General features: G+C 69.4%; 15 protein-coding genes. 4 read left to right on the top strand and 11 right to left on the bottom strand.

All coding sequences use genetic code 11. The annotated features are described in order from the left end of the window. Position 1: 1 nt before the first annotated feature. The 4 genes from ABZ463_RS37900 to ABZ463_RS37885 form a co-directional block, all read right to left on the bottom strand. The gene (locus ABZ463_RS37900; RefSeq protein WP_362784248.1) at positions 2-1,249 is read right to left on the bottom strand and encodes a cytochrome P450; all 1,248 of its coding nucleotides are present in this window, start codon (positions 1,247-1,249) and stop codon (positions 2-4) included. Positions 1,250-1,498: 249 nt separating this feature from the next. Beyond that, the gene (locus tag ABZ463_RS37895) at positions 1,499-2,470 is read right to left on the bottom strand and encodes an amidohydrolase family protein (protein ID WP_362784245.1); all 972 of its coding nucleotides are present in this window, start codon (positions 2,468-2,470) and stop codon (positions 1,499-1,501) included. Continuing rightward, a complete protein-coding gene (locus tag ABZ463_RS37890) occupies positions 2,467-3,438 on the bottom strand; it encodes an amidohydrolase family protein (protein ID WP_362784243.1) in 972 nt (323 codons plus the stop codon). Before ABZ463_RS37890 ends, ABZ463_RS37895 begins: the two co-directional genes overlap by 4 nt. 358 nt (positions 3,439-3,796) lie before the next feature. Further along, positions 3,797-7,813, bottom strand: coding sequence for an amino acid adenylation domain-containing protein (locus ABZ463_RS37885; protein ID WP_362784240.1), 4,017 nt, complete (start codon positions 7,811-7,813; stop codon positions 3,797-3,799). A gap of 533 nt (positions 7,814-8,346) precedes the next feature. Between ABZ463_RS37885 and ABZ463_RS37880 the strand changes: the two genes are divergently transcribed. Further along, positions 8,347-9,222, top strand: a complete 876-nt coding sequence (locus ABZ463_RS37880) for a phenylalanine 4-monooxygenase (protein ID WP_352012225.1) — start codon at positions 8,347-8,349, stop codon at positions 9,220-9,222. A gap of 140 nt (positions 9,223-9,362) precedes the next feature. Here the strand turns inward: ABZ463_RS37880 and ABZ463_RS37875 are convergent, their stop codons facing one another. From ABZ463_RS37875 to ABZ463_RS37850, 6 genes are read right to left on the bottom strand one after another with little or no spacing between them, the layout of a single operon-like run. Continuing rightward, positions 9,363-9,608 carry an acyl carrier protein gene (locus tag ABZ463_RS37875; protein WP_352012224.1) on the bottom strand — a complete coding sequence of 82 codons (246 nt, stop codon included), beginning with the start codon at positions 9,606-9,608 and terminating at the stop codon, positions 9,363-9,365. 54 nt (positions 9,609-9,662) lie between these two features. Beyond that, positions 9,663-11,165, bottom strand: coding sequence for an AMP-binding protein (locus tag ABZ463_RS37870; RefSeq protein ID WP_362784236.1), 1,503 nt, complete (start codon positions 11,163-11,165; stop codon positions 9,663-9,665). Beyond that, complete coding sequence (locus tag ABZ463_RS37865) at positions 11,131-12,864, bottom strand: aminotransferase class III-fold pyridoxal phosphate-dependent enzyme (RefSeq protein WP_362784233.1); 1,734 nt, start codon at positions 12,862-12,864, stop codon at positions 11,131-11,133. Before ABZ463_RS37865 ends, ABZ463_RS37870 begins: the two co-directional genes overlap by 35 nt. Then, complete coding sequence (locus ABZ463_RS37860) at positions 12,836-13,492, bottom strand: GNAT family N-acyltransferase (RefSeq protein ID WP_362784230.1); 657 nt, start codon at positions 13,490-13,492, stop codon at positions 12,836-12,838. The genes ABZ463_RS37865 and ABZ463_RS37860 overlap by 29 nt, the downstream gene beginning before the upstream one ends. A 28-nt stretch (positions 13,493-13,520) precedes the next feature. After that, on the bottom strand, positions 13,521-14,471 hold the full coding sequence (locus ABZ463_RS37855; protein WP_362784228.1) for a fatty acid desaturase: 951 nt from the start codon (positions 14,469-14,471) through the stop codon (positions 13,521-13,523). 23 nt (positions 14,472-14,494) lie between these two features. Further along, entirely contained in the window at positions 14,495-17,620 is a 3,126-nt protein-coding gene (locus tag ABZ463_RS37850) for an amino acid adenylation domain-containing protein (protein ID WP_362784226.1), read from the bottom strand. 767 nt (positions 17,621-18,387) lie between these two features. On the opposite strand from ABZ463_RS37850, the gene ABZ463_RS37845 reads away from it, so the two are divergent. Together ABZ463_RS37845 and ABZ463_RS37840 are read left to right on the top strand one after the other, a co-directional pair. Further along, positions 18,388-19,251 (top strand): acyl-CoA thioester hydrolase/BAAT C-terminal domain-containing protein, encoded by an 864-nt coding sequence (locus ABZ463_RS37845; protein ID WP_362784224.1) that lies wholly within the window; start codon positions 18,388-18,390, stop codon positions 19,249-19,251. Positions 19,252-19,363: 112 nt separating this feature from the next. Beyond that, positions 19,364-20,413, top strand: coding sequence for an AI-2E family transporter (locus ABZ463_RS37840; RefSeq protein ID WP_362784222.1), 1,050 nt, complete (start codon positions 19,364-19,366; stop codon positions 20,411-20,413). A 23-nt stretch (positions 20,414-20,436) separates the two neighbouring features. On the opposite strand, the gene ABZ463_RS37835 is transcribed toward ABZ463_RS37840, so the two are convergent. After that, a complete protein-coding gene (locus tag ABZ463_RS37835; RefSeq protein WP_362784220.1) occupies positions 20,437-21,432 on the bottom strand; it encodes a VOC family protein in 996 nt (331 codons plus the stop codon). Positions 21,433-21,494: 62 nt separating this feature from the next. Here ABZ463_RS37835 and ABZ463_RS37830 point away from each other — a divergent pair, with 62 nt between their 5' ends. After that, complete coding sequence (locus ABZ463_RS37830; protein ID WP_352012215.1) at positions 21,495-22,073, top strand: TetR family transcriptional regulator; 579 nt, start codon at positions 21,495-21,497, stop codon at positions 22,071-22,073. Positions 22,074-22,181 lie beyond the last annotated feature (108 nt).

Here is a 22,181-nt window from a genome sequence, read left to right as displayed (position 1 = left end):
GCTAGATCTCCTCGCCGTGCAGCTCCGGGACCATGGTGACCTCAAGCCGTTCCAGGCCGTTGAGGAAGTTCGACCGCTGACGCACGGCCTCTCCCGCGGGCTCGACGGCGGCGACGCGCCGCAGCAGGACGCGCAGAAGACAGCGCAGTTCGATCCGCGCCAGCGCGGCGCCGACACAGTAGTGCGGCCCGCCGCCGAAGCTCATGTGCGGGTTGGGCCTGCGGTCGATCAGGAACCGCCCGGCCTCGGGGAACACCTCCTCGTCACGGTTGCACGAGGGGAACCAGACCACGACGCGGTCGCCCTCGCGGATACGGGCGGCTCCCAGTGTCGAGTCGGTCATCGCGGTGCGCATCGCGTGCATGGCCGGGGAGGTCCACCGGAGGATCTCCTCGACCGCGCTGTCGATCAGGCCGGGATCCTCCTTCAGCCGCCGCCACGCGCCGGGATGCTCGATGAACGCCAGGAGCGCGCCCGACATCGCGTGCGGGGTCGTTTCGAGGCCGCCGTTCATCAGGCCGTCGCAGTTGAGGATGACCTCCTCGTCGGACAGGGGGCGTCCGTTCACGGCCGCCTGGGCCAGCGAGGTCACCATGTCGTCGCCCGGGGCGTTCCTGCCCTCTTCGAGCCGATCGGCGAAGTAGGCGAAGACGCCGGCGTGCGCCGCCGTCCGCGCCGAGGCCGCGGCGGGTCCGGGGTCGGTGTCGTCGAAGGCGACGGCGATGAAACGGGCGAGTTCGTCACGGTCGTCCGGCGGGACGCCCATCATCTCGAACAGGAGCCATGTCGGGATCGCGACGGCGAGGTCGCGGACGGCGTCGAACGCCTCGCCGCGTTCGAGGAGCGTCCGCACGAGATCGTCGATCATCCGTTCGAGCCCCGGCTGCAGTGCCGCGACCGCCCGGCCGTTGAACCATGTGGAGTGGGCGGCGCGGAGCGCCCGGTGCTCCGTGCCGTCGGACACCACGAGCATCCGGCCGGAGGCGGCCTTCACCGCAGCCTCGTTCCCGCCGAGCCGCATGCCGAGCGCGGAGCCGAACCTGCCCGGGTGTTTGACCACCTGGCCGCCGAGCCGGTGCGTGGTGACCGACCAGAAGCCCCCCGCGCGTTCGGACTCGCACCAGGCGATCGGATGGGTGCGGCGAGCCTCCCGCCACACGTCGAGGTGCCGGTCGCCGACGTAGAGGAGCGGGTCCGCGATGTCGAGCCCCGCTCCTCCCGCCGTCCATGTGGGGCTGCGTCGGCTCATTGCCCGCGCTCTCCCCGTCCGGGCTTCGCCCGGTGCCCATCGATCGGTCCGCCGGTCAGGCCAACGCCCACAAAACACGAGAATAAGCCCATAATCTACCCCGAATTCCTCTTTGGCCGCCATTCTTGTGACGTTGAAAACGCCGGAACCCGAAACGCTGGACGGCCCTGCCGAATGTCCGATGTCGCGCCGCTTCCGGCACGGAAAGACGATCCGTCGAAAGCCGGGATCCGGACTCCGTTTTTCCTTTCAGGACATGTCATTGGGCCTGCTCCGCGGAGGAAGGACGCGCAGAAGATTGCGGTTGAGGATGAGCGCGTGCTCCCTGCGGGGCAGCCCGGCGAGGACCCGGGGCCCTCGGACGACCTCCTCGACCAGGCGTCCGAGCCCGCCGGAGATGCGGTTGAGCGGCCAGTCGGTACCAAAGATGATCTTGTGGTTGAGGCCGAGGCGGAACAGGTGACGCAGATGGGCGGGCCAGCCGCCGGGCGTCGCCGCGCCCGCGAAACCCCCGATGTCCAGATAGACGTTCCTCCGGAAGGCCGCGAGATACGCCGCGACGTCCACATGCGTGACGCCACCGTGCCCGAGGACGAAGTTCACCCGGGGGAAGTCCCGCACCGCCTGGTCCACCCGCAGCGGATGCGCCGGCGCGAAGTCGAGACTCCCCGCGGTCGGGCCCGTGTGCACGAAGACCGGAAGCGACCGCGCCGCGCACACCTCGTAGTAGGGGTACAGCCCCGGGTCCGAGGGCGAGTAGCCGCACGGCGGATAGAGCTTGAGCCCGTCGAACCCGTAGGTGTCGACCAGCCTCTCGAAGAGCTCCACCCCCTCGGGGCCCCGGCGCGGGTCCGCCCCGATGTACACCCAGAAACGGTCCGGGTGGCGGAGACGGATCTCGTGGTGACGCCGTGCCATCTCCTCGATCGTGAGTGGCGAGGCCATCCTGAGGGTGAAGTCCGGCACGAGGAGTACGGCGCGGTCCACCCCGGAGTCGTCCATCTCCCGCACCAGCTGGTCCGCGTGATGGTCCTGGTGCTGGGCGACGTAGGCGTCAACGAGCCGGCCACGCCGTGGGGCGGCGCCCTCGGCCTCCAGGCGGCGGTGCACGTTCGCCACGACGTCCTCGATGAACCTCATCGGGATGAAGTCGGTCGACGCCACGTGACAGTGACCGTCGTAGACCGGCACGGGCGGCGCTCCGCCCGCCCCGGCGTTCACGCGGACCTCTCCGCGGCGGCCACCGCACCGTCGTCGCCCGCCAGCCGCCGGATGGTGCCGGCCATGATGAGCCTGCGATGCGACCGCCTGACTCCGGCGAAGACGGTCGTCCCCTCCCTGAACTCCCTGGTCAGCGAGTCGAGGGACACGCTCATCCGGAAGGAGGGCCAGCACGTCCCGAACAGGATCTTGTGGTTGACGCCCAGGTGGAAGAGCCGGTTGAGGTGCGCCTGCCAGCCGTCGGAGCTGAGGACGCCGGGGAACTGGCTGATGTCCAGGAAGACGTTCGGCCGGTGCAGGCACAGGTACGTCGACTCCTCGACGTGCGTGACGCCGCCGTGCCCGAGGATGAAGTTCACCCCGGGAAAGTCTCGCGCCGCCTCGTCGATCATCAGCGGCTGGCCGTGGGTGAAGTCCAGCGGGCCCCAGCCGGGACCCGTGTGGCTGAGCACGGGGACGCCCCGATGCGCGCACACCTCGTAGTACGGGTACAGGCGGCGGTCGCTCGGGGAGTAACCGGCGGGGGGATAGAGCTTGAGCCCGGCGAAACCGTACTCGTCGAGGCACCGTTCGAAGAGCGCGATCCCGTCGGGGCCCGACCGCGGATCGACCCCCCAGAACACCCTGAACCGGCCTGGATGGCGCTGCGACACCTTGTGGTGCAGTTCGGCGAGCTCCGGAGGCGACAGGATCCCGTCCGCGACGTGGGAGAAGTCGGGGGCGACGAGGAACGCCTGGTCGACGCCCGCGGCGTCCATCTCCGCGACGAGCCGATCCCCGTCGTGATCCTGGTACAGGGCGAGCAACCGGTCGGTGACGCGTCCCAGCTTGACCGGCTGCCCGTGGGAGACCAGCCGGTGATGGACGTTGGCCGCCTGTTCTTCGAGGAACCGGCGCGGAACCGCCAGGTCCGTGGCGAGGTTGACGTGCGCGTCGACGACGGGCTCGTCCGTAGGCTGCCCCGTCATGTGGTCTGCGCCCCAGCCGGGCGGTCCGTCGGTTCCTCGAACCTCATACTCGTCTCCTCCGGCGTTCCCGCAAAGAGTCGGTGACGCCATGAGCCGGGATGGCGGGTTTCGGGACTTGTGCGAACCGTATTCCGTTTCACGCGGAGAGTGAGGTGAATGCCGCACCACCGCATCCGGACAATTCCATATCAATGAAATTGATAGTTCGCGCCCGCAATATTTGCGATTAATCCGCATTTGACATTACAAGGTGGTCAGACTCAAAGTCAACGTTGTTATCACTGCTGTTTTCGCGTATCCGGCTGAACAGGTGATACGGCGGTGAACCGCGCCGGAGGGGGGCGCGGCGACCGGCCCGTCACGAAGCCGCCAGGCCGGCGTCACGGATCCTGGCCCCCAGGATCGGCCCCGTGACACGCGTCGCGTCGGCCTTCAGCACGTCCATGTGCCCGGCCTCGATCCGGTGTGTCTCGACCGGCCCCTTGAGCGTCTCCCGCCACGCCTCGGAGGCCAGGCCGTCGTGTCCCGGCTCCGGTGAGGCGTCGAAGAACAGGACGGGGCCGTGGAAGCTCCGCGACCGGTGTTCGGCCATGGCCCGGACGTTCTCCTCGGTGATCGAGACAAGGTCCTCGATCACCTTCTCCTCCAGCGTCCCCAGGGAGCTCCCCGACTCCCGCAGCACCGTGGCGAGCTCTGCCGCCGGTGGACGGTACGGCCCGTTCCAGCCCGGTGCGGTGATCCCGCCGAAGGCGAGGTGCAGCACGTCCGCCACGCCGTCCCGCACGACGCCGTCTCCCGCGCCGCCGGGGAAGGAGTCGAAGAGCACGAGCAGGGCCACCTCCTCGCCCCGGCCTTCGAGCTCCACGGCGATCTGCTGCCCGACCACGCCGCCGAACGACCAGCCGACGATGACGCAGGGCCCGGCAGGGTGGATCTCCCGCATCTGCCGCAGCAACGCCTCCGCCAGGTCCGTGACGGACAGCGCCGAACGCCCGCCGAGAAGGCGGGGGTCCTGCAGGGCGTAGACCGGGTGGTCCGGCGGCAGATGGCTGATCAGTGCCGAGTAACACCAGCCCAGGCCGTTGATCGCGGGAACCAGGAAGATCGGCACGCGCTCTCCCCGGGGACGGTAGGCCAGCACGGCGCCGAGGTCGTCGGGTGGGCCACCCCGGGTGAGGTGCCGTTCCAGGAGCGCGACGGTCGGATGGTCGAAGATCGCACGCACCCCGAGCTCGACCCCCAGCACCTCCGCGATCCGGCTCACCAGGCGGACGGCCAGCATGGAGTGGCCTCCCAGTTCGAAGAACCCGTCGTCCGCCCCGACCGCGGGCAGCCCCAGGACCTCCGCGAAGATCCCGCTCAGGACCTCCTCCCGGGCGGTGTGCGGGCGGGACGGGACGAGGTCGCCGGCGGGACCGGGCGCGGGCAGCGCCGTACGGTCGATCTTGCCGTTCGTGGTCAGCGGCAGGGCGTCGAGCACCACCAGGGCCGACGGCACCATGTACTCCGGCACCCGTCCGGCCAGCCGGGCCCGCACCTCGGCGAGGTCCAGGCCGTTCCCGCCCACGGGGACGACGTAACCGACCAGCCTCCGCTCGTCCTCCGCCCGCTCCCCCGCGCGGGCCAGCACGACGGCCTGGTCGATCCGGGGGTCGTCCGTCAGCGCGGCCTCGATCTCCCCCGGTTCGATACGGAAGCCACGGATCTTCACCTGGTGATCGGTCCGCCCGAGGAACTCCAGCTGCCCGTCGGACGCCCATCGCGCCAGGTCTCCCGTGCGGTACATCCGGGTGCCCGCCGGTCCGAAGGGGTCGGCGACGAACCGCTCGGCCGTCAGGCCGGGACGGTTCAGATAGCCCCGGGCGACTCCGGCCCCGGCGATGTACAGCTCGCCGGGGGTTCCGGCGGGGACGGGCCGCAGGCGCGCGTCCAGCACGTAGATCTGGGTGTTGGCCATCGGCCGCCCGATCGGCGGGTCCCCGGGACGCCCGTCCGGGCCCGTGTCGACCGGCGCGAAGGCCGAATAGACGGTCGTCTCCGTGGGGCCGTAGGCGTTGACGACACGTGCCCCGCACGCGGCCAGCTTCCGCGGCAACCGGTCTCCGCCGATCACGATGAGCAGGTCCCGGAGCGCTTCGGGGTCCGCCGTACGCACCATCTCCCACAGTCCGGGCGTGCCCGACGCGAGGCTGATCGAGTGACGGCGGATCAGCGCGCCCACCTGGTGAGGATCGCGTACGGCCTCCGCCGGGGCGACCACCACCGTCGCCCCGCTGAGCAACGGAAGGTACAGCTCCTGCCCGGCGACGTCGAAGGCGAGGTTGGTGGTCGCGAGCACCGTGTCCCCGGCCCCGAGGGGAAACCTCTCCCGCAGGTCGGAGAGGTAGTTCAGCAGTCCTCCCCTGGTGGCCGCGACGCCCTTGGGCCGCCCCGTGGAGCCGGAGGTGTAGACGAGGTAGGCGACGGTGTCGGAGGTCACCGGTGCCGGCAGGTCGGAACGGGTGAGGTTCTCCGCCGAGTGCCCGGCCATGCCGGCCACGGTGGCGTGGTCGTCGAGGACGACGCGCCGGACGGCTCCGGTCCCCTCCTGCGCGGTGTGGGTGTCGGTGAGGAGGATGAGCGGCCGGGTCTCATCCAGCATGAAGGCCACCCGGTCCGCCGGGGTGCCGGGGGCGATCGGCAGATAGGCGGCGCCGGTCTTGAGCACCGCGAGGAGGACCACCGGCGTCCACTCGGAACGGGCCAGCGCCAGCGCCACGTAGCGCTCGGGGCCCGCGCCCCGCTCCAGCAGGTACCGGGCCAGCCTGTTCGCCCGTTCGTTGAGCTCGGCGTAGCTCGTCGCGGCTCCTTCGCAGATGACCGCGGTGCGGCCGGGCGAGCGTTCCACCTGCCGTTCGATCAGCTCGACGACGTCGGCGCGCGGCAGCGCTCTGGCCGTGTCGTTCCACTGCCTGAGCAACCTGTGCCGCTCCGGCGGAGTGAGCAGCTCGATCTGGTCGATCGGCTGCCCGGGATCCGCCGCGACCGACTCCAGCAGGCAGGACAGCCGCGCCGACAGGGCGAGCGCGGTCGCCCTGTCGAACAGGTCGGCGCTGTACTCCAGCGTCCCGGTGAGTCCCAGCGGGGAGCCGTCCGCGCTGTGCCGTTCGCCCAGATAGAGGGTCAGGTCGAACTTCGCCGTGCCGCTCTCGGTCGGATGGGGAACGCTCTGGAGCCCCTCCAGGTGGAGGTTCGGCGCCTCACCCACGGCGGGCGAGAGGAACACCTGGAACAGCGGGTGCCGGGACAGCGACCGGGCAGGCTGCAGATGCTCGACCAGTTGCTCGAAGGGAAGGTCCCGGTGCTCGTACGCCGCCAGATCGGCGTCGCGCACCCGCCGCAGGAGCTCGTCGAAGGTCGGCCGCCCCGAGGTGTCGGTGCGCAGCACGAGGGTGTTCACGAAGAATCCGACCAGGTCCTCCAGGGCCTCCGCGTCGCGGCCCGCCGTCGCCACGCCGATGGGGATGTCCGTTCCACCGCCCGAACGGGTCAGCAGCACGGCCAGCGCCGCCTGTAGCACCATGAACACGGTCGCCCGATGGCGGTGCGCCAGCTCCAGCAGGTCCATGTGCGTCCAGGCGTCCGTCCGGAACGGGACCTCGCCGCCCCGGTAGGTCGCCTTGGCCGGTCGGGGGCGGTCGGCCGGGAGCGACAGCTCCTCCGGCAGCCCCGCCAGCGCGTCACGCCAGAAGGCCAGCCGGACGGAGATCCGGCTCTCCGGATCCCGCGGGTCCCCCAGCCTTTCCCGCTGCCACAGCGCGTAGTCGGCGTACTGGACCGGCAGCGGTTCCCACCCTGGTTCCCGCCCCGAGCGCCGGGCGGCGTAGGCCAGCGACAGGTCCGCGCTGAGCGGTGCCAGCGACCAGCCGTCACCCGCGATGTGGTGGACCACCATCACCAGGATCTGTTCCGCGGGGCCGGTGCGAATCACCTTCGATCGCACGGGGAGTTCGGCCGAGATGTCGAAGCGGTGGCCGAGGACTTCGGCGACCGCGGCGTCGATCTCGTCCGCCCCGCACTCGGTGAACTCCACCCTCACCCGTGCCTGATCCGCCGGGACGATCCGCTGGACGGGTTCGCCGTCCTGCTCGGCGAAGTGGGTGCGCAGGGATTCGTGCCGGGCCACCAGGTCGCGTACCGCCGCGAGGAACGCCTCGCGGTCCAGTTCGCCTCGTAGCCGCACGACCAGAGGCAGGTTGTAGGTGGCGCTCGGCCCGTCCATCCGGTGCAGGAACCACAGGCGGCGCTGGGAGTAGGAGAGAGGCAGGGCCGCCGGACGAGGGTGAACGGCCGCGGGTTCCTCCGCTCCGGGCCTCCCCGGCCTGGTTTCCGTCATGTCCGCCCCCTGTCAGTCGGTCGAATCGCGAAAGTCCGGCGAATTGCCGTTCCGGCCTCGAATGCGCGGCGCCGGAGACGCCGATGTCCGGGCCGATGCCGTCCCGGTAATTCTCAATGAAATGGCGTGCGGGCCCGGTGATTCTGTCGGCGATATTCCGGGTTCCGGTCCTGATTCGCTTGTACGGGCCGCGACGGAGCGAAGGCAGGTCATTGCCGAACGACATGGACTCACGGGTGAACGGCGAAGTATTCGCAGGTGAAGGCGGCATTCGCCCAATGGCCGCCGGTGGGGGAACCCCGTCGTTCTCTCTTCACGATCCACATTTCCACCCAGAAGAAAGGCAATGATTCATTCCGCGTCCGGGTGTGCGTTCCCGGGTGCGGGGGTCGCGATTTTTCTGCGAACCGGTCTTCCATTTCGGGATCGAGTTGTTATTATTTCTGCATATGCTCACCGGAAATCGCGATAATTCCACGAGAGTGACCCGAACGCCGTAGCGGAAATTCGAGCACCGACGAGAGGAACCTCCGATGTCCAAGGAAGCGACCCTCTACTCCCCCGTCATCAAGGATGAGCGGGGAATTGTCTCCGTAGTGTTCGCCAAGGACCACCCTGGATATGACGACCCGGAGTACCAGAGGCACCGGGCGGGGATCGCCGAGGCCGCCCTGCGGTACGTTCCCGGGCAGCCCGTGCCGGACGTCGTCTACACCGAGGAGGAGCACGCGACCTGGCGCCTGGTGAACGCCGAACTCGCCGAGAAACACCGGCGGCACGCCTGCCGGGAGTTCCTCGCGGGCAAGGAACGCCTGGCGCTCCCGGACGACCGGTTGCCGCAGCTCGGCGAGGCCTCCGCCGCGATCAACGAGGCGACCGGATTCCGCTTCAGCCCGGCCGCCGGCCTGGTGGAGGTCCGTGACTTCTACGGTTCGCTGGCCGACCGCCGCTTCCAGGCGACCCAGTACATCCGGCACTTCTCCATGCCGCGTTTCTCCCCGGAACCCGACATGATCCACGAGGTGGTCGGTCACGGCAGTCATCTGTCGGCCCAACGGCTGGCCGACCTCTATGAGCTGTTCGGGAAGGCGGTTCGCCGGCTGCGCTCCAAGGAGGCCGTCGGCATGGTCTCCAGCGTCTTCTGGTTCGCCATGGAGTACGGCCTGGTCAGGGAGGACGGGGAGATCAAGGCGTGCGGAGCCAGTCTGCTCTCCTCCTGCGCCGAGCTGGAGCGCTTCCAGGAGGCCGACATCAGGCCGCTGGACGTGGCGTCCATGGCCGGTCAGGGCTATCTGGTCGAGCAGTACCAGCCCGTGCTCTTCTGCGCCGACTCCTTCGCGCACATGGAGGAGTTCCTGTCGACGTTCCTGATCACCGTGAGTGACGCGGACCCGCTCGCCACCACCTGAGAACGTCCCCGTCCCGCTCCCCGAGGATCCGGACGGTCGCGCCGTACGCGGGTGGGCACCGTCATCCCGTGCGCGCCCCGCTCCGCACCGGTGTGGAGCGGGGTGGTGGGGCACGGGATGACGGCGAGCGTCGTGGACCGTCATCCGACGCAGTGCTTGATGAGGTCGCGGATGGTGACACCTCCGCTGGAGTTGAACGATCCGAAGTCGAAGGAGGTGTCGGTCTGGTCCTCCAGGTAGGCCACGAGCGCGACCAGGGCCATGGAGTCGAGCAGCCCGGCCCCCTGAAGGTTGGTGTCCGCCTCGACGACGAGGTCCGTCTCCTCGTTCCACCTGGCCACCCAGCCGACGAGGTCGTTCTCCAGGGCGGTCATGTCAAAGCCCATGCGCGGTTCCCTTCCTCTGTTCCTTCGTGCAGGACTGTTTCCCGTGCGGAACCGTCACCGGCCGTGTTCCGCGGCCCGCTCCTGCCGCCTGGCCTGCGCGGCTTCGGCGAAGTACGCCGCCGCGAGCGGCCGGCTCAGCTTCAGGTTGGCGGTCATGTAGCGGGGGTCGTTCCGCAGGGGCCGGTCGGAGAAGACCAGCGACGTGATCCGTTGATGGGACTCAAGCGACTGGTTGGTCTTGTCGATCCGCTCACGGATCGACAAGACCAACGCGTCGTCCTTCGGGTCCGCCGGGGTGACGATCGCCCCGAGCCTGCCGGTTCTCGGAGTCGGGACCACGAGCAGTTCGACGACCCCCTCGACGCCGGCGAACAGGGACTCGATCTCGGCCGGGTGCACCTTGCGGCCGCTGTCGAGGACGATCACGTCCTTCTTGCGGCCCAGCAGGGTGAGGAAGCCGTCGTCGTCCAGCGTCCCGTAGTCGCCCGTCACGATCGTCCCGTCGGGACGGTAGGTCTCGTCGGCCGCGCCTGCCGTGTCGAAGTAGCCGGTGCTGAGCGGGGCGGGGCGATGGACCAGCAACTCGCCGTCGGGCAGGAAGGTCACGGCCTCCGGGTCGATCAGCTTGCCCACGCTGCCCAGCCGGTGCTCCTCCTGCGTGTTCCAGGCGATCATTCCGGACTCGGTCATGCCGTAGGCCTCCAGCAGCCGCACTCCCTGAGCCCAGTAGGCCTCCAGGGTCTCCCGCCGGATGGGCGCCATTCCAGTGATCATGAAGCGGATTCCGCCGCCCAGGAAGTCACCGAGTGAGCCCCCGCCGGTCTTGTGGAAGAGCTGGAGCGCGGTGTCGTAGAAGACGGGCGGGGCGATCAGGAAGGTCGGCCGTTCGTCCCTGACCACACCGAATATCCGCTGGTAGGGCGCCAGAACCACGTCGGCCCCGATCCACAGGCAGCAGTAGACCGACAACCGCTGCTGGTAGTTGGACAGCGGCAGGAAGATCACATGCCGGTCATCCGCGCCGACGCCGAAACACTCGATGAAACGGCTGATGACGTACTCGGTGCCCTTCCGGCTGACGTTGAGCCCCTTGAGCAGTCCCGAGGTGCCCGAGGAGAAGACGAGGCTGTGCAGGTCGCCCGGCTCGCCCCGGGGGGCGTCGGCCGGCACGACGTCCACCCCGGGCACGCCGTCCGGCCTCACCAGGGCGGGGTGGCCGGACGGCACCTCGGCGTCCGTGACGAGCAGCGCCAGTCCGTGACGGGTGACGAACTCGCCGGGGTCGCCGATCACGGTCTCGTCCGCGAACGCCTTGAGCACGGCGCCGGTCATCATGGCGGCGAGGTCCCAGAGCACCCAGTCGATGCCGTTGCCCGCGCGGATGCCCACCACGTGGCCCGGCCGTACCCCGGCGGCGGTCAGCCGATCGGCGTACAGCACCGCCAGGTCGTGGAGCCGCCGGTGTGTCACCTCACGCCGGCGGCCCGTGGAGTCGATCTCCACGACGACCGCCGAGGCGTTGTCACGGTAGCGGTCGGCGAGTTCGTGAAGCCTCATTCCTGCCCTCCTTCTCCAACGTCCGTTCCAGGCTCGCGACGAGGTCGGTGAGCCGCCGGGTGACGAAGAAACCGATCCGTCCGCCGATCATGGATTCGTAGCCGCCGCTGCCGGTGTCCCACTCGATCCGGATCTCCAGCTCGCATCCGTCGTCCTCGACCGGCTGCCGGACCCGCACCGACCGTTCGAGCGAGGCCCACAGCCAGCAGGGGTCGGCCCGCAGCGCGACACCGTCCTCCAGCCGCCGCGCGCGGTCGGCCCACACGACGTGGTCGTCACCCAGGGTCCCCCGGAACTCCACCTCCGCCGACGCCGCCGTCGCGTCCGCCTCCGGGTCCGCCGCGAACGGATCGAGCAGGTACGGCCTGCCGTGGAGCAGGTCCAGAACCTGCCGGGCAGGGTGGGAGCTTCGGACCCGCAGGGTCAGCGGCGACGTCACCGCCTGGGGCCGGTCCCGCCGTCCCCGGTGGGCCGCGGCCTCGGTCAGGACGGCCTCCAGCGTCTCCAGGCCGCGTTCGAGGTCGGCCTCCGAGATCACCATCGGTGGCTGGATCCGCAGCACCCTGGTGTTGTACAGCGAGTAGGTGGAGGTCACGCCCGCCGCCAGCAGCCCGCCGAGCACCAGCCCCGCGATCGAGTCGTCGTGGAACTCAAGACCGTGCATCATGCCCAGGCCACGATGGGCCGCGACCAGTTCGGGAAAGCGTTCCACGATCCGTGCGAGCCGGTCCCCGATCACCCGGGCCTTCTCCCCGACACCGGTGAGGAACTCCTCCTCCGTCGCGATGGCGATCGACTCCAGGCCGATCCGGCAGGACAACGGGTTGCCGCCCAGGCTGGAGCCGAAGGTCGAGGGAAGTGCCCGAAGCGTCTCCCACACCGCCTCGGTCCCCAGCACGGCGGAGATCGGGAGCATGCCCCCGCCGAACGCCTTGCCGATGCAGACGATGTCCGGGACCACGCCGAACCGCTGATGGGCGAAGAAGGCACCGCATCTGCCGAAGGCGGTCTGCATCTCGTCGAGGATCAACAGGGCGCCGTTCTCGTCGCACAGGCGGCGCGCCTCCCGCAGGTAGCCGGGAGGCGGCACGATCACCCCGGCCTCCGCCTGGACCGGTTCCAGCAGGACGGCGGCGGTTTCGCCGTCGACGGCCGCCGCCAGTTGCCCGACGTCGCCGAAGTCGACCAGTTCGAACCGCTCAAGGAACGGCCCGAACAGGACCTCGTGCTCGGGTCGCGCCGAGGCGCTCAGGGTGGCGAAGGTCTTGCCGTGGAAGCAGCCGCGGGCGCTGACGAACTTGGGACGCCCGGTCGTGGCACGGGCGAGCTTGAGGGCGTTGTCGATCGTCTCGCCGCCGCCGTTGGCCAGGTAGGCGAACGGCAGCCGGCCGCCGGTGAGTTCGGAGAGGCGTTCGGTCAGGCGGATCTGCACCTCCTCGAACATGATCTTGGTGCTGTTCAGGACGCCCAGGTCGAGCTGGTCCCGCAGCGCCGCGATGAGCCGCTCGTTGGAGTAGCCGAACGACTGGTTGCCGTACTGGTCGAACAGCGCGAGAAAGGAGCGCCCGTTCTCGTCCAGCACGCTGCTGCCGGAGCCCCGCCCCTGGACTCCGCAGCCCATCACGAACGCCATCTTCGAGTAGGTGGGATGGTTGTGCGCCGCCTTGGACTCAGCGAGCACCTGACGGTGTGTCCGCAACACGGCTCCCCTCGGCGTAGTCGTCGTAGTCGTGGAAGAAGTACTGCAGGAGCCTGTTGCCGCGCCCCGCCTCGGTCCTGGCCCGCGCGGCGGCGCCCGCCAGGTCGAGTACGGCGACAAGGCTGAGCGGGGCCTCCCTGAACCTGACGTCCCGGTACGGCTCGTGCAGCGCGACGAAGCCGATCTCGGTGTAGAAACTTCGCAACCCGCCTCCGGCCTCGGCGAAGAAGTCGCCGAGGACGTGGGTCGCGCCGTGTTTCGTGACGCTGTGCACCAGCCCCCGGCGCATCAGCGACATCCCGATCTCGCGATGGCGGACCTGGGGCAGGGTCATCAGGTGGCCGAACTCGACCAACCGGCCTGCGGCTCGCAGGCCCGTGACGTCCACGACGTCCTCACACGGCAGACCGGCCACCGAATCCGGCACGATCTTGACCGTCCCGACCGCCTCCGCCCCCTGGTAGGCGACGATGTAGTCCGCGTGGGCGTCGAACCGGTCGAAGGTGTCGGCGGTGTCGGCGGTGTCGGAGAGGCGTCCCTGGTCCTGGACGTACACGGCGTCACGCAGCCGGAGCACGGCGTCCCGGTCGGCCTGTGACTGTGCCACACGGAAGGTGACAGAGCTCATTTCTGCTCCATTCAACCGGTTCGTCCGGTCAGCGAGACTGTCCGATGATCAACTTCTTGAAGTAGTCGAAATAGCCCGTGTGGAAGTGGTGGAGCCGGTCACGGATCTCGACGTGCAGGTTCGGCAGCCGCGAGATCGGCAGGTTCGGCATCACGTGATGCTCGACGTGGAAGTTGTTGCCGTTGGTGAACCACGTCATCAGCCGGTTGGACCTGACACTCCGCGTGTTGGCGAACACGTCCACGTTGAGCGTCTCGCAGCCGTGGTGCTCGGGCAGCTCGATCAGGGCGTGCACCGGAGCAGCGACGGTCAGCAGCGGCACCAGCCAGGCCCAGAGCATGAACGGCGAGCCGGTCACCACCGAGACGACGGTCAGCGTGACGAGCACGGCCAGGATCAGGAGGTGGTCGTAGCGGATACGCCGTGAGACGGTGCGGGTCTCACCGTCGAAGTCCCTGCCGAGCAGGGAACGCCCCAGGTTCACCAGGAACAACCGGTAGTGGTGGAACATGGTGAACCGCGCCGTCCAGTCCATCGCGCGCCGGAACCCGGACCCGCCCTCCGCGTCGCCGTACTGGTCTCCGTAGTCGAAGAACTCACGGTTCATCGCGGTGCCCAGATACCGATGGTGCCGCAGGTGGGCGACCCGGTAGGCGGTGAACGAGATGAGCATCGGCAGGCCGAGCAGGGTTCCCGCGATCGTGTTGGCCCGCTTGTTGCGGAAGGCCAGGTTGTGCAGGGTCTCGTGCTGAAGTTCGGCGGCGTGCGCGAACATGCAGCCGATCAGGACGACACCCGCGAGCCTGGCCCACGGCGTGGGCTGCAGGGCGAGCACCAGACCGGCGGTGGTGAGGGCGCCGCACAGCAGGAGCTTGAGCGTGAAGATCGCCCCCCGGGTCTCGGTTCGCAGGTGCTTCAGCGAGGCCCGGAGTTCCGCGGCGCTTTCCGGTGCAACCGTCTCATCCGCCTGGGATTCCATCTCTCCCCCATCTCCCTCGGCCGTCAGGAGGTTTCGGTCTGTTTCCGCAACGCGTCGTCGACGAGTCCTGCCAGGCCGGCGGGCGTGGGCGCGTCGAAGAGCTCCCGCACGGTCAGCTCCACGCCGACCGTCTTGCGGATTCGGGCGAGCAGGCGGACGGCGGACAGGGAGTGCCCGCCGAGGTCGAAGAAACTGTCGTCGATCCCGGGCGGTTCTGCTCCGAGGATCGCGGCGAACAGCTCGACCATGAGCCTCTCGTGCGCGGAGACCGGAGGACGGCTCGCGACCGCCGTCACCTGCTGCGGGGGTGGCAGCGCCCTCCGGTCGAGTTTCCCGCTGGCCGTACGGGGCAGGCCGGCGATCCGCGTGATCACACTCGGGACCAGGTGGGCGGGCAGCCCGGCGGCCAGCCTGGCGCGCAGACGTTCGGGGTCCGGCTCCGCGCCGGGATCCGCCACGACGTATGCCACCAGCCTGCGGTCTCCCGGCTGGTCTCCCCACACCGTGGCGGCCGCGCCGGCGACCCCCGGGGAACGGGCCAGGGCCGCCTCGATCTCGCCGAGCTCGATCCGGAAACCCCGCACCTTGACCTGGTCGTCGTTGCGGCCGACGAACGTCAGCTCGCCGTCCGCCGTCCAGCGCACGAGGTCACCGGTGCGGTACAGCCGGGCGCCGGGACCGGCGAACGGGTCGTCTCCGAAGCGTTCGGCGGTCAGGACGTCCCGGCCGAGATAGCCGAGGGTCACCCCGGCGCCACCGACGTACAGTTCTCCGACCGCGCCCGCCGGGACGAGTTCCATGCGGTCGTCGAGCACGTAGACCCGCACGTTGCGCAACGGCCTGCCGATCGGCGGGGCGTCCGCCTGCGACGGCGACAGCCGGGTGCTCATCGCCGTCGACACCGTCGCCTCGGTCGGCCCGTATCCGTTGATCAGCGTGCAGACCGGGCTCCACCGTTCGATCACGGTCGGCGACCCGGCCTCGCCCACGATCGAAACCGTCGTGCCGCCCGGCCATTCCTGCGGCGACATGACCTCCAGGGCCGACGGCGGCAGCACCAGGTCGTTGATCCGCTTCTCGGTGACCAGCCGGGTGAGGTCCGGGCCCGGCGTCAGGCGCTCCGCGGCGGCCGAGACCAGGGTCCCGCCGTTCAGCAGGGACTGGGTCATCTCGCCGACGAAGGCGTCGAAGCTGGACGACGCGAACTGCAGGGTACGGGTCCCCGGTCCCGAACCCAGGCGGTCCACCATGGCCGCCACCAGGTTGACCACTCCCGAGTGCCTGACCACCACGCCCTTCGGCACACCCGTGGAACCGGAGGTGTAGATGACGTAGGCGGGCTGGTCCGGGGAGAAGACGGCACCGCGCTCCTCGTCGGTGAGGTTCCGTCCGGGCAGAGTCCGTACGGCTTCGGCGACCTCGGCGTGGTCCAGGAGCAGGCACCGTGCGTCCAGTTCCGCGGCGAGCCCCGCGGTGACGGAGTTCAGCACCACCAGCGCCGGTTTCGCGTCGCCCACCATGAAGGAGAGCCGGGCGGCGGGGTAGGCCGGGTCCAGCGGCAGGAAGGCGGCGCCGGTCTTCAGCACGCTCAGGGCGGTGATGTGGAGATCGGCCGAGCGCGGCAGCGCGAAGGCCACGATCTGGCCGGGCCCCGCCCCCAGGCTCAGCAGATGCCGTGCCAGCCGGTTGGCCCGCTCGTTCACCTCGGCGAAGCTCAGCACGGTGTCCTCGAACTCGATCGCCGGGGCCCGCGCGGTCCGCGCCGCCCATGCCTCGACCAGCTCGTGCACCGCGGTGGGCGGGATCTCGTGGACCGGCCCGGTCCCCCACTCGCGCAGCCGCGCCCGCTCCGCGGGGTCGACCAGCGGAACCTCGTGAACGGGCGTGCCCGGCTCCTCCAGAACCAGAGAGTCGAGGAAGAAGAGGAAACGCCGCAGGTGGGCCTCTGTCTCCTCCACGCTGTGGATCTCGGGGTGCGCGTCGACGATGAGCTCGAACGTGTCGTCCGCCGACGTCCGGTAGAAGGTCACCGACAGGTCGTCCGCGGCGGAGAGCGAGATGGTGCGCACGGTCGCGGTGGCGCCCGCGAAGTCGAGCGCGTAGTCGAAGTCCATGACGTTGACGACCTGTCCCCACAGCCTTCGTCCCGTTCCCAGCAGCCCCGTCTCCCTGGCGAGCTCCGCCGAGGGGTAACGGGAGTGCTTCAGCGTCTGCCGCAGTTCGAGCGACACCTGCCGGGCGAAGTCGGCCACGCTCGTCCCGGGGACCATCGGCACGCGCACCGGCAGGCCGTTGGTCGTCATGCCGGGTACCCGCCGCACCTGCGGGGTCATCCGCGCCATCGCCGGTATGCCGAGGACGACCTCGTCCGCGTTCGTCATCCTGCCCACGTAGGCGGCTGTGATCCCGGTGGCCAGGTCCGACCAGCTCACCCCGAAGCGGTCGGCCGCCGCCCGCAGGCCTGCGATCCTGGCCGGGCCGAGGTCGGCCCGGCGCCGGTGGGCGATCCGTACGGCGGAGGAGGACCGGCCTGCCAGCCGTACCGGATCGGGGCGGTCGGCGAACCTGGCGAGCCAGTAGGCGTGGTCTGTCTCGAAGCGCCTGGACTCCTCGTACTGCTTCTCGCTGCTGAGAAGTTCCTGGAAGGCGGGGAAGGCTCCGTCCTCGCTCGCGCGTCCCTCGGCCAGGGCGGTGTAGACCGCGGCGAGGCGGTTGTGGACGAGCGCGAGGCTCCAGCCGTCCACTACGGCGTGGTGGACCCGGCGGTAGAGGACGAAACGGTCCGCAGCGGTCCTCAGCAGGGCCGCGCCGCAGAGTCTGAGTGGGTCGATCGGCCGCCTCATGTCGGCCTGCATCCAGGCGTCCGCCTCCGCGACGGGGTCGGCCTCAGCGCTGAGGTCGAGGTAGACGAGTGGCGCGTTACCCGCGGGATCGACGTACTGCCGGTATCCGTCCTCGGTGCTCACCAGGCGCAGGCGAAGCGCCTCGGCCTCGTGCTCGACCCGCTCGTTCGCCGCCCGCATGACGGCCGGGTCCACCGGCCCGTGGATTTCCAGGCAGTCGGTGATGCAGTTGGTCGGGTCCGTCAGGTCGGACGACTGAGCCATCCATGTACGCAGCTGCGCGGAGAGCAGCGGCCATTCTTCCACCCCGTGATCGAGCAAAATTCATCCTTCCGACACAGGCCATAGACATCGAAAATGCATTAGCTGTGCGTGCGGATCCCGCGCGGGCCGACTCGGCAGACCCAGCGAACTAAATGCCGGACAACGAGATCCGGCACCTTGACGAACTGATTAACTGTATGAATTCAGATCAGTCATACATCGACATACTTCCTTCGCGTAGCAGATCGTGTCAAGGGTGCCATACGGCCCGTATGTCGCTGGTGACGATATGCTCCCCGGCTGACCAGCACGTCTTGTGCCTTCTCTTTCTCCTCATTACAGACGGTTCACAAAAATGAACCAGATGTAGCCGGACATCAGGGCGGGACGGCCACGGAGAGCAACAAATAGAAGGCAGGCCATTAAAGGATGCGGATCTTCGTTTTTCGCCTCCCGAATCCGGTGGGCGGCACGCGCATTCACACCTGTATCCGCGGCGAAGAATCCCGGGTGGCGCGACGGGCACCGTCTGCCATATTCGCCGGACATGGGAGGCGCGCCGACGCCGTTCGCGCTTTCCGCGGCCCGCCGGACGGGCCGGTGGCCGGGGTGGACGGCGGGCCGTGCCGGACCGCCGGGCACCGGTCCGGCACGGCGGCGGTCCTCGCCCCGAGCGGGCCTGTCCGATAATGCCCAAAACTGCACAAACAGCATCACCCTTGGCCGGGTCAGTACGGCAAATATCAAAGCAACCAAAACGGCGAAACCTCGCCCCATTGGGTCGTCTTGCCTGCGATAGGTTGCCAAGCATGATCACCAAGATCGATGAGTGCGAACTCACCGGGCCCTGGGAGGGGTTCCTCGCCGAAGCCGCATCGTCGGCGGACAGCAGTGGTGCGGGTGTCCTCGTGCTGTCCGGGTCGAGCGGCCGTGTCGAGCGCGAGCGGTGCAGGCTCTTCGCCCGTGCCGGTGTGACGGCGATGTCGATCCGGTGGTTCGGCGGACCGGGGCAGCCTCCCGGCATCTGTGAGCTTCCGCTGGAGACTTTTGTCGCCGCGGCCGAACTGCTGCGCGAACGCGGTGCCGGACGCGTCAGCGTCCTCGGGCTCTCCAAGGGCGCCGAGGCGGCGCTGCTCGTGTCCGCCCTCTCGGACTGCGCCGACGCCGTGATCGCGCTTGCTCCGTCGTCCGCCATCTGGGCCAACGTCGGCCCGGGGACCGACGGCAGGAACCGTCCGTTCCGCTCAAGCTGGACCTGGCGGGGACGACCGCTGCCCTTCGTCCCCTATGACGACTCCTGGACACCGGCGGAACCCGAAGGCACACCGGTCGCCCTGCTCGGCTCGTACGAACGCAGCCTCGCCACCCATGCGGACCTGGTGCCCGCCGCGGCCATCCCGGTGGAGAGGATCAGTGCGGACCTGGTGCTGATCGCCGGTGGCGCCGACCGGATGTGGCCGTCCCTGCGTTTCGCGCGTGAACTGGAGGCCCGGCGCTTGGCGGCCGGGCGCGATGTGGTGCTCGTCACGCGTGACGACGCCGGCCACCGGGTCGTCTTTCCCGGTGAGGTGGCACCGCCCCCGTCCATCCACTTCGACCACGGCGGCACGTCCGAGGCCGACGCGGCGCTGGGGGCCGCCGCCTGGCCGTACGTGCTCGCGGCCGTTCGCTGAGGCCGACGGCGGAGGCGGGGCGCCCAACCGGTTCCGGGGCGTACGGTATGCGATCGGCCAAGGGGCGTGTTGCCGTCCGGAAGCGCCGGGGATGATCACATAACGTCACGGCATGCCGGTGAGAAACCCCGCGTCGTCGTCCGTCGGATTCCGCACTCTCACGTCCTGCGCGGCGGCGGTGATAGTGCTGTGGGGAGTCAGACAGCTCAGCTCGGTGATCGCCCCGGCGTTCCTGGCGCTCACCCTGACGATCGCCGTGAGCCCGCTGCGTGACAGGCTGAAGGGATGGGCGGCGGCCTTCGTCCCCCTCACGGTCATCCTGCTCGTGCTGTGCGCCCTCGGCGGAGCCGTGGTGGTCGCCGCGGCCAGGTTCGCCGGCCTCGTCCCGCAGTACGCCGACCAGTACCGGCGTCTGCTGTCGTCCGCGGGCAGGGTCCTGCACGACATCGGCGTCGACCGGTCCCAGATCAGGAAGGCGCTGAGCGGCGTCGACCCCGACCGCCTCGTCCAGGCGGCGCAGAGCCTGCTGTCCGGTCTCACCGGGACGGTCTCGGCGGTGCTGATCACCGTCCTGGTCCTGTACGGCATGAGCCTGGACGCGGCCGTCCTGCAGCGGGCGACGGGTGCTCTCACGACCGAACGCCCCGGCCTGGTGACCGCGTTGCGGGGATTCGCCCGTGACACCTGTGCCTACCTGATGGTCTGCACGGTCTTCGGACTGATCGTGGCGCTGCTCGACACGGCGGTCCTGGCACTGCTCGGTGTGCCGTTGCCGCTGCTGTGGGGCCTTCTGTCGTTCATCACGAACTACATCCCCAACGTCGGTTTCATCATCGGGCTGGCTCCCCCGGCCGTGCTGGCGTTGCTGGACTCCGGGGTGGCCACGATGCTGTGGGTGATCGCGGCCTACTGCGTGCTGAACTTCCTGATCCAGTCGGTCGTCCAACCGAAGTACGCGGGGCGGTCGGCCCGCCTGTCCACCACCGTGACCATGCTCTCCCTCCTGGTGTGGACCTGGGCTCTGGGAGCCCTCGGGGCGGTTCTGGCGGTGCCGCTCAGTTCCTTCGCCCGTGCCGTACTGCTGGACGCCGACCCCACGACCGCCTGGGCCTCCCCCTTCGTCACGGGGCACGACGAGCGTTCGGGCGAGAAGCCCCGCTGACGGAGCTCTCGGCGGGGCCGGCGTCAGCCGTCCTGACGGAAGACGATCGCGACACCCAGCGCGGCGTCGGCGGGCACGAACATCTCCTCAGGGCCGGTCCGGACGACCGGGATGTCGTTGTCGCACAGGAGCTCTTCGGTGACGGAGAGGTCGCGTACGGCCACCGCGTAGGCGACGAACGCGGGCAGGGCCGCCGGTCGCTCACCGGGCAGCAGGTCGGCGAGCGCCGATGCGGGCACGACGGTGACGTTCGCCCGGTCGAAACGCGTTACCCGACCGTGTCGCGCCCGGCCGAAGTAGCCTTCGTAGCGGCGCTCCACCTCGGGCAGCGCCGTTTCGGCCACACACAGCACGCACTCGACCAGCCCGGTCGCGCCGTTGGGGTGGTCGATGTGCCACTGGTCCTGGGGAGTCTCGGCCGACACGTTCTGGGCGAACCCGAGCCTGCCTTCCTGCACGCGTCCCGGTGACAGCCGGAGGTCGGAGACCTCCAGGTAGCGGGCGGGTTCCATGCTGGTCCCCGTGGGGGTCTCGACGGGCCGCTGGATGTCGTGGACGCCACCGTGACTGACGCCGTCGGCCGCCAGTCGCGCGGCCACGTGGTCGATGTCGGGTGTGTCGGCGATCATGATGTGCACGCCCTGGAAGCGCTGCAACAAGGACGCGATGCCGTCGGCGGTGGCCCGGATGGCGGCCCTCAGCCCCGCCACCCTGTCCTCGGGCACCCGCAAGGGAATGGGGCGCGCGTCGCCGGGCATGCGGCCGGTGCCGTCGATGACGGCCACCAGTTCGACGAAACCACGCGGGAAGTACACGTGGGTGTTGGCCACCCCGAACGGCTCCGCGGGGCCTCCCGGCGTGGCCGGCATGACCGGGTAGGCGGGGGCGGCCACGGCGAAGCCGAGCCGCCGGTAGCGCTCCATCGCCTGGTCCAGGTCGTGCACGATGTGGCCGACGTGGTGCAGGCCGTTGATGTCATGGCCCATGGCGGGCGCCTCCGGGTCTTCTGGTCCGATCATTTTGATAGTCAACTCTTTTTTGAGAGTACACCATCATTTGTGAGCGCGATAGAATCTTCTACGTGGCTGAGATCGGACTGCGCGAACGTAAGAAGGCCAGAACCAGGGAGACGATCCTGCGTGAGGCGTTCAGGCTCTTCCGAGAGCGTGGCTACACCGTCACCACCGTCGAGCAGATAGCCGAAGCGGCCGAGATCTCCCCGGCCACCTTCTTCCGCTACTTCCCGACGAAGGAGGACCTGGTCACGCTCGACCGCTTCCCCCCTCTCGTCGAGGCGCTGGCCTCCCAACCGCCAGGCGCTCCGGTCACCGTGCTACGCGGCGCGTTTCGTACGGCGTTCGCCGCCCTGTCCGCCGAGGAGATCGCCGCGGGGCACGCGAGGGAGGTGTTCGCGGCCACCGTGCCCGAACTGCTGGTGGCCAACCTGCGGAGAAGTCCTCACCTGATCGGCGAAGTCTGCTCCATCGTGGCGGAGAAGGCCGGATGCGCCGGGGACGATCCGCGGATCCGGAACGCGGTCGGCGCCGCCTTCGGCGTGGTGGCGATGGTCTGGGTGCAGTGGGCGCGGAATTCCGGCCTTGACGGCCCGGCCGAGATCGACACGGCGCTGGCACATCTGGAGTCGGGCCTGACCCTGTGAACCGGATGCCCTAAGAACTGCTAACGCAATGAGCTGAGGCGGCGCCAGCAGATCAGGGCGCAGCCGAGGCTGAGGAAGGCTTCGTGGATGTCGTCACGGACCTCCCAG

The organism is Streptosporangium sp. NPDC020145, from assembly GCF_040631275.1.
In the GTDB taxonomy this organism is placed as follows: Bacteria; Actinomycetota; Actinomycetes; order Streptosporangiales; family Streptosporangiaceae; genus Streptosporangium.
The sequence above is the reverse complement of the archived record's forward strand: the minus strand, read 5'-3'. Positions and strand labels throughout refer to the sequence as shown.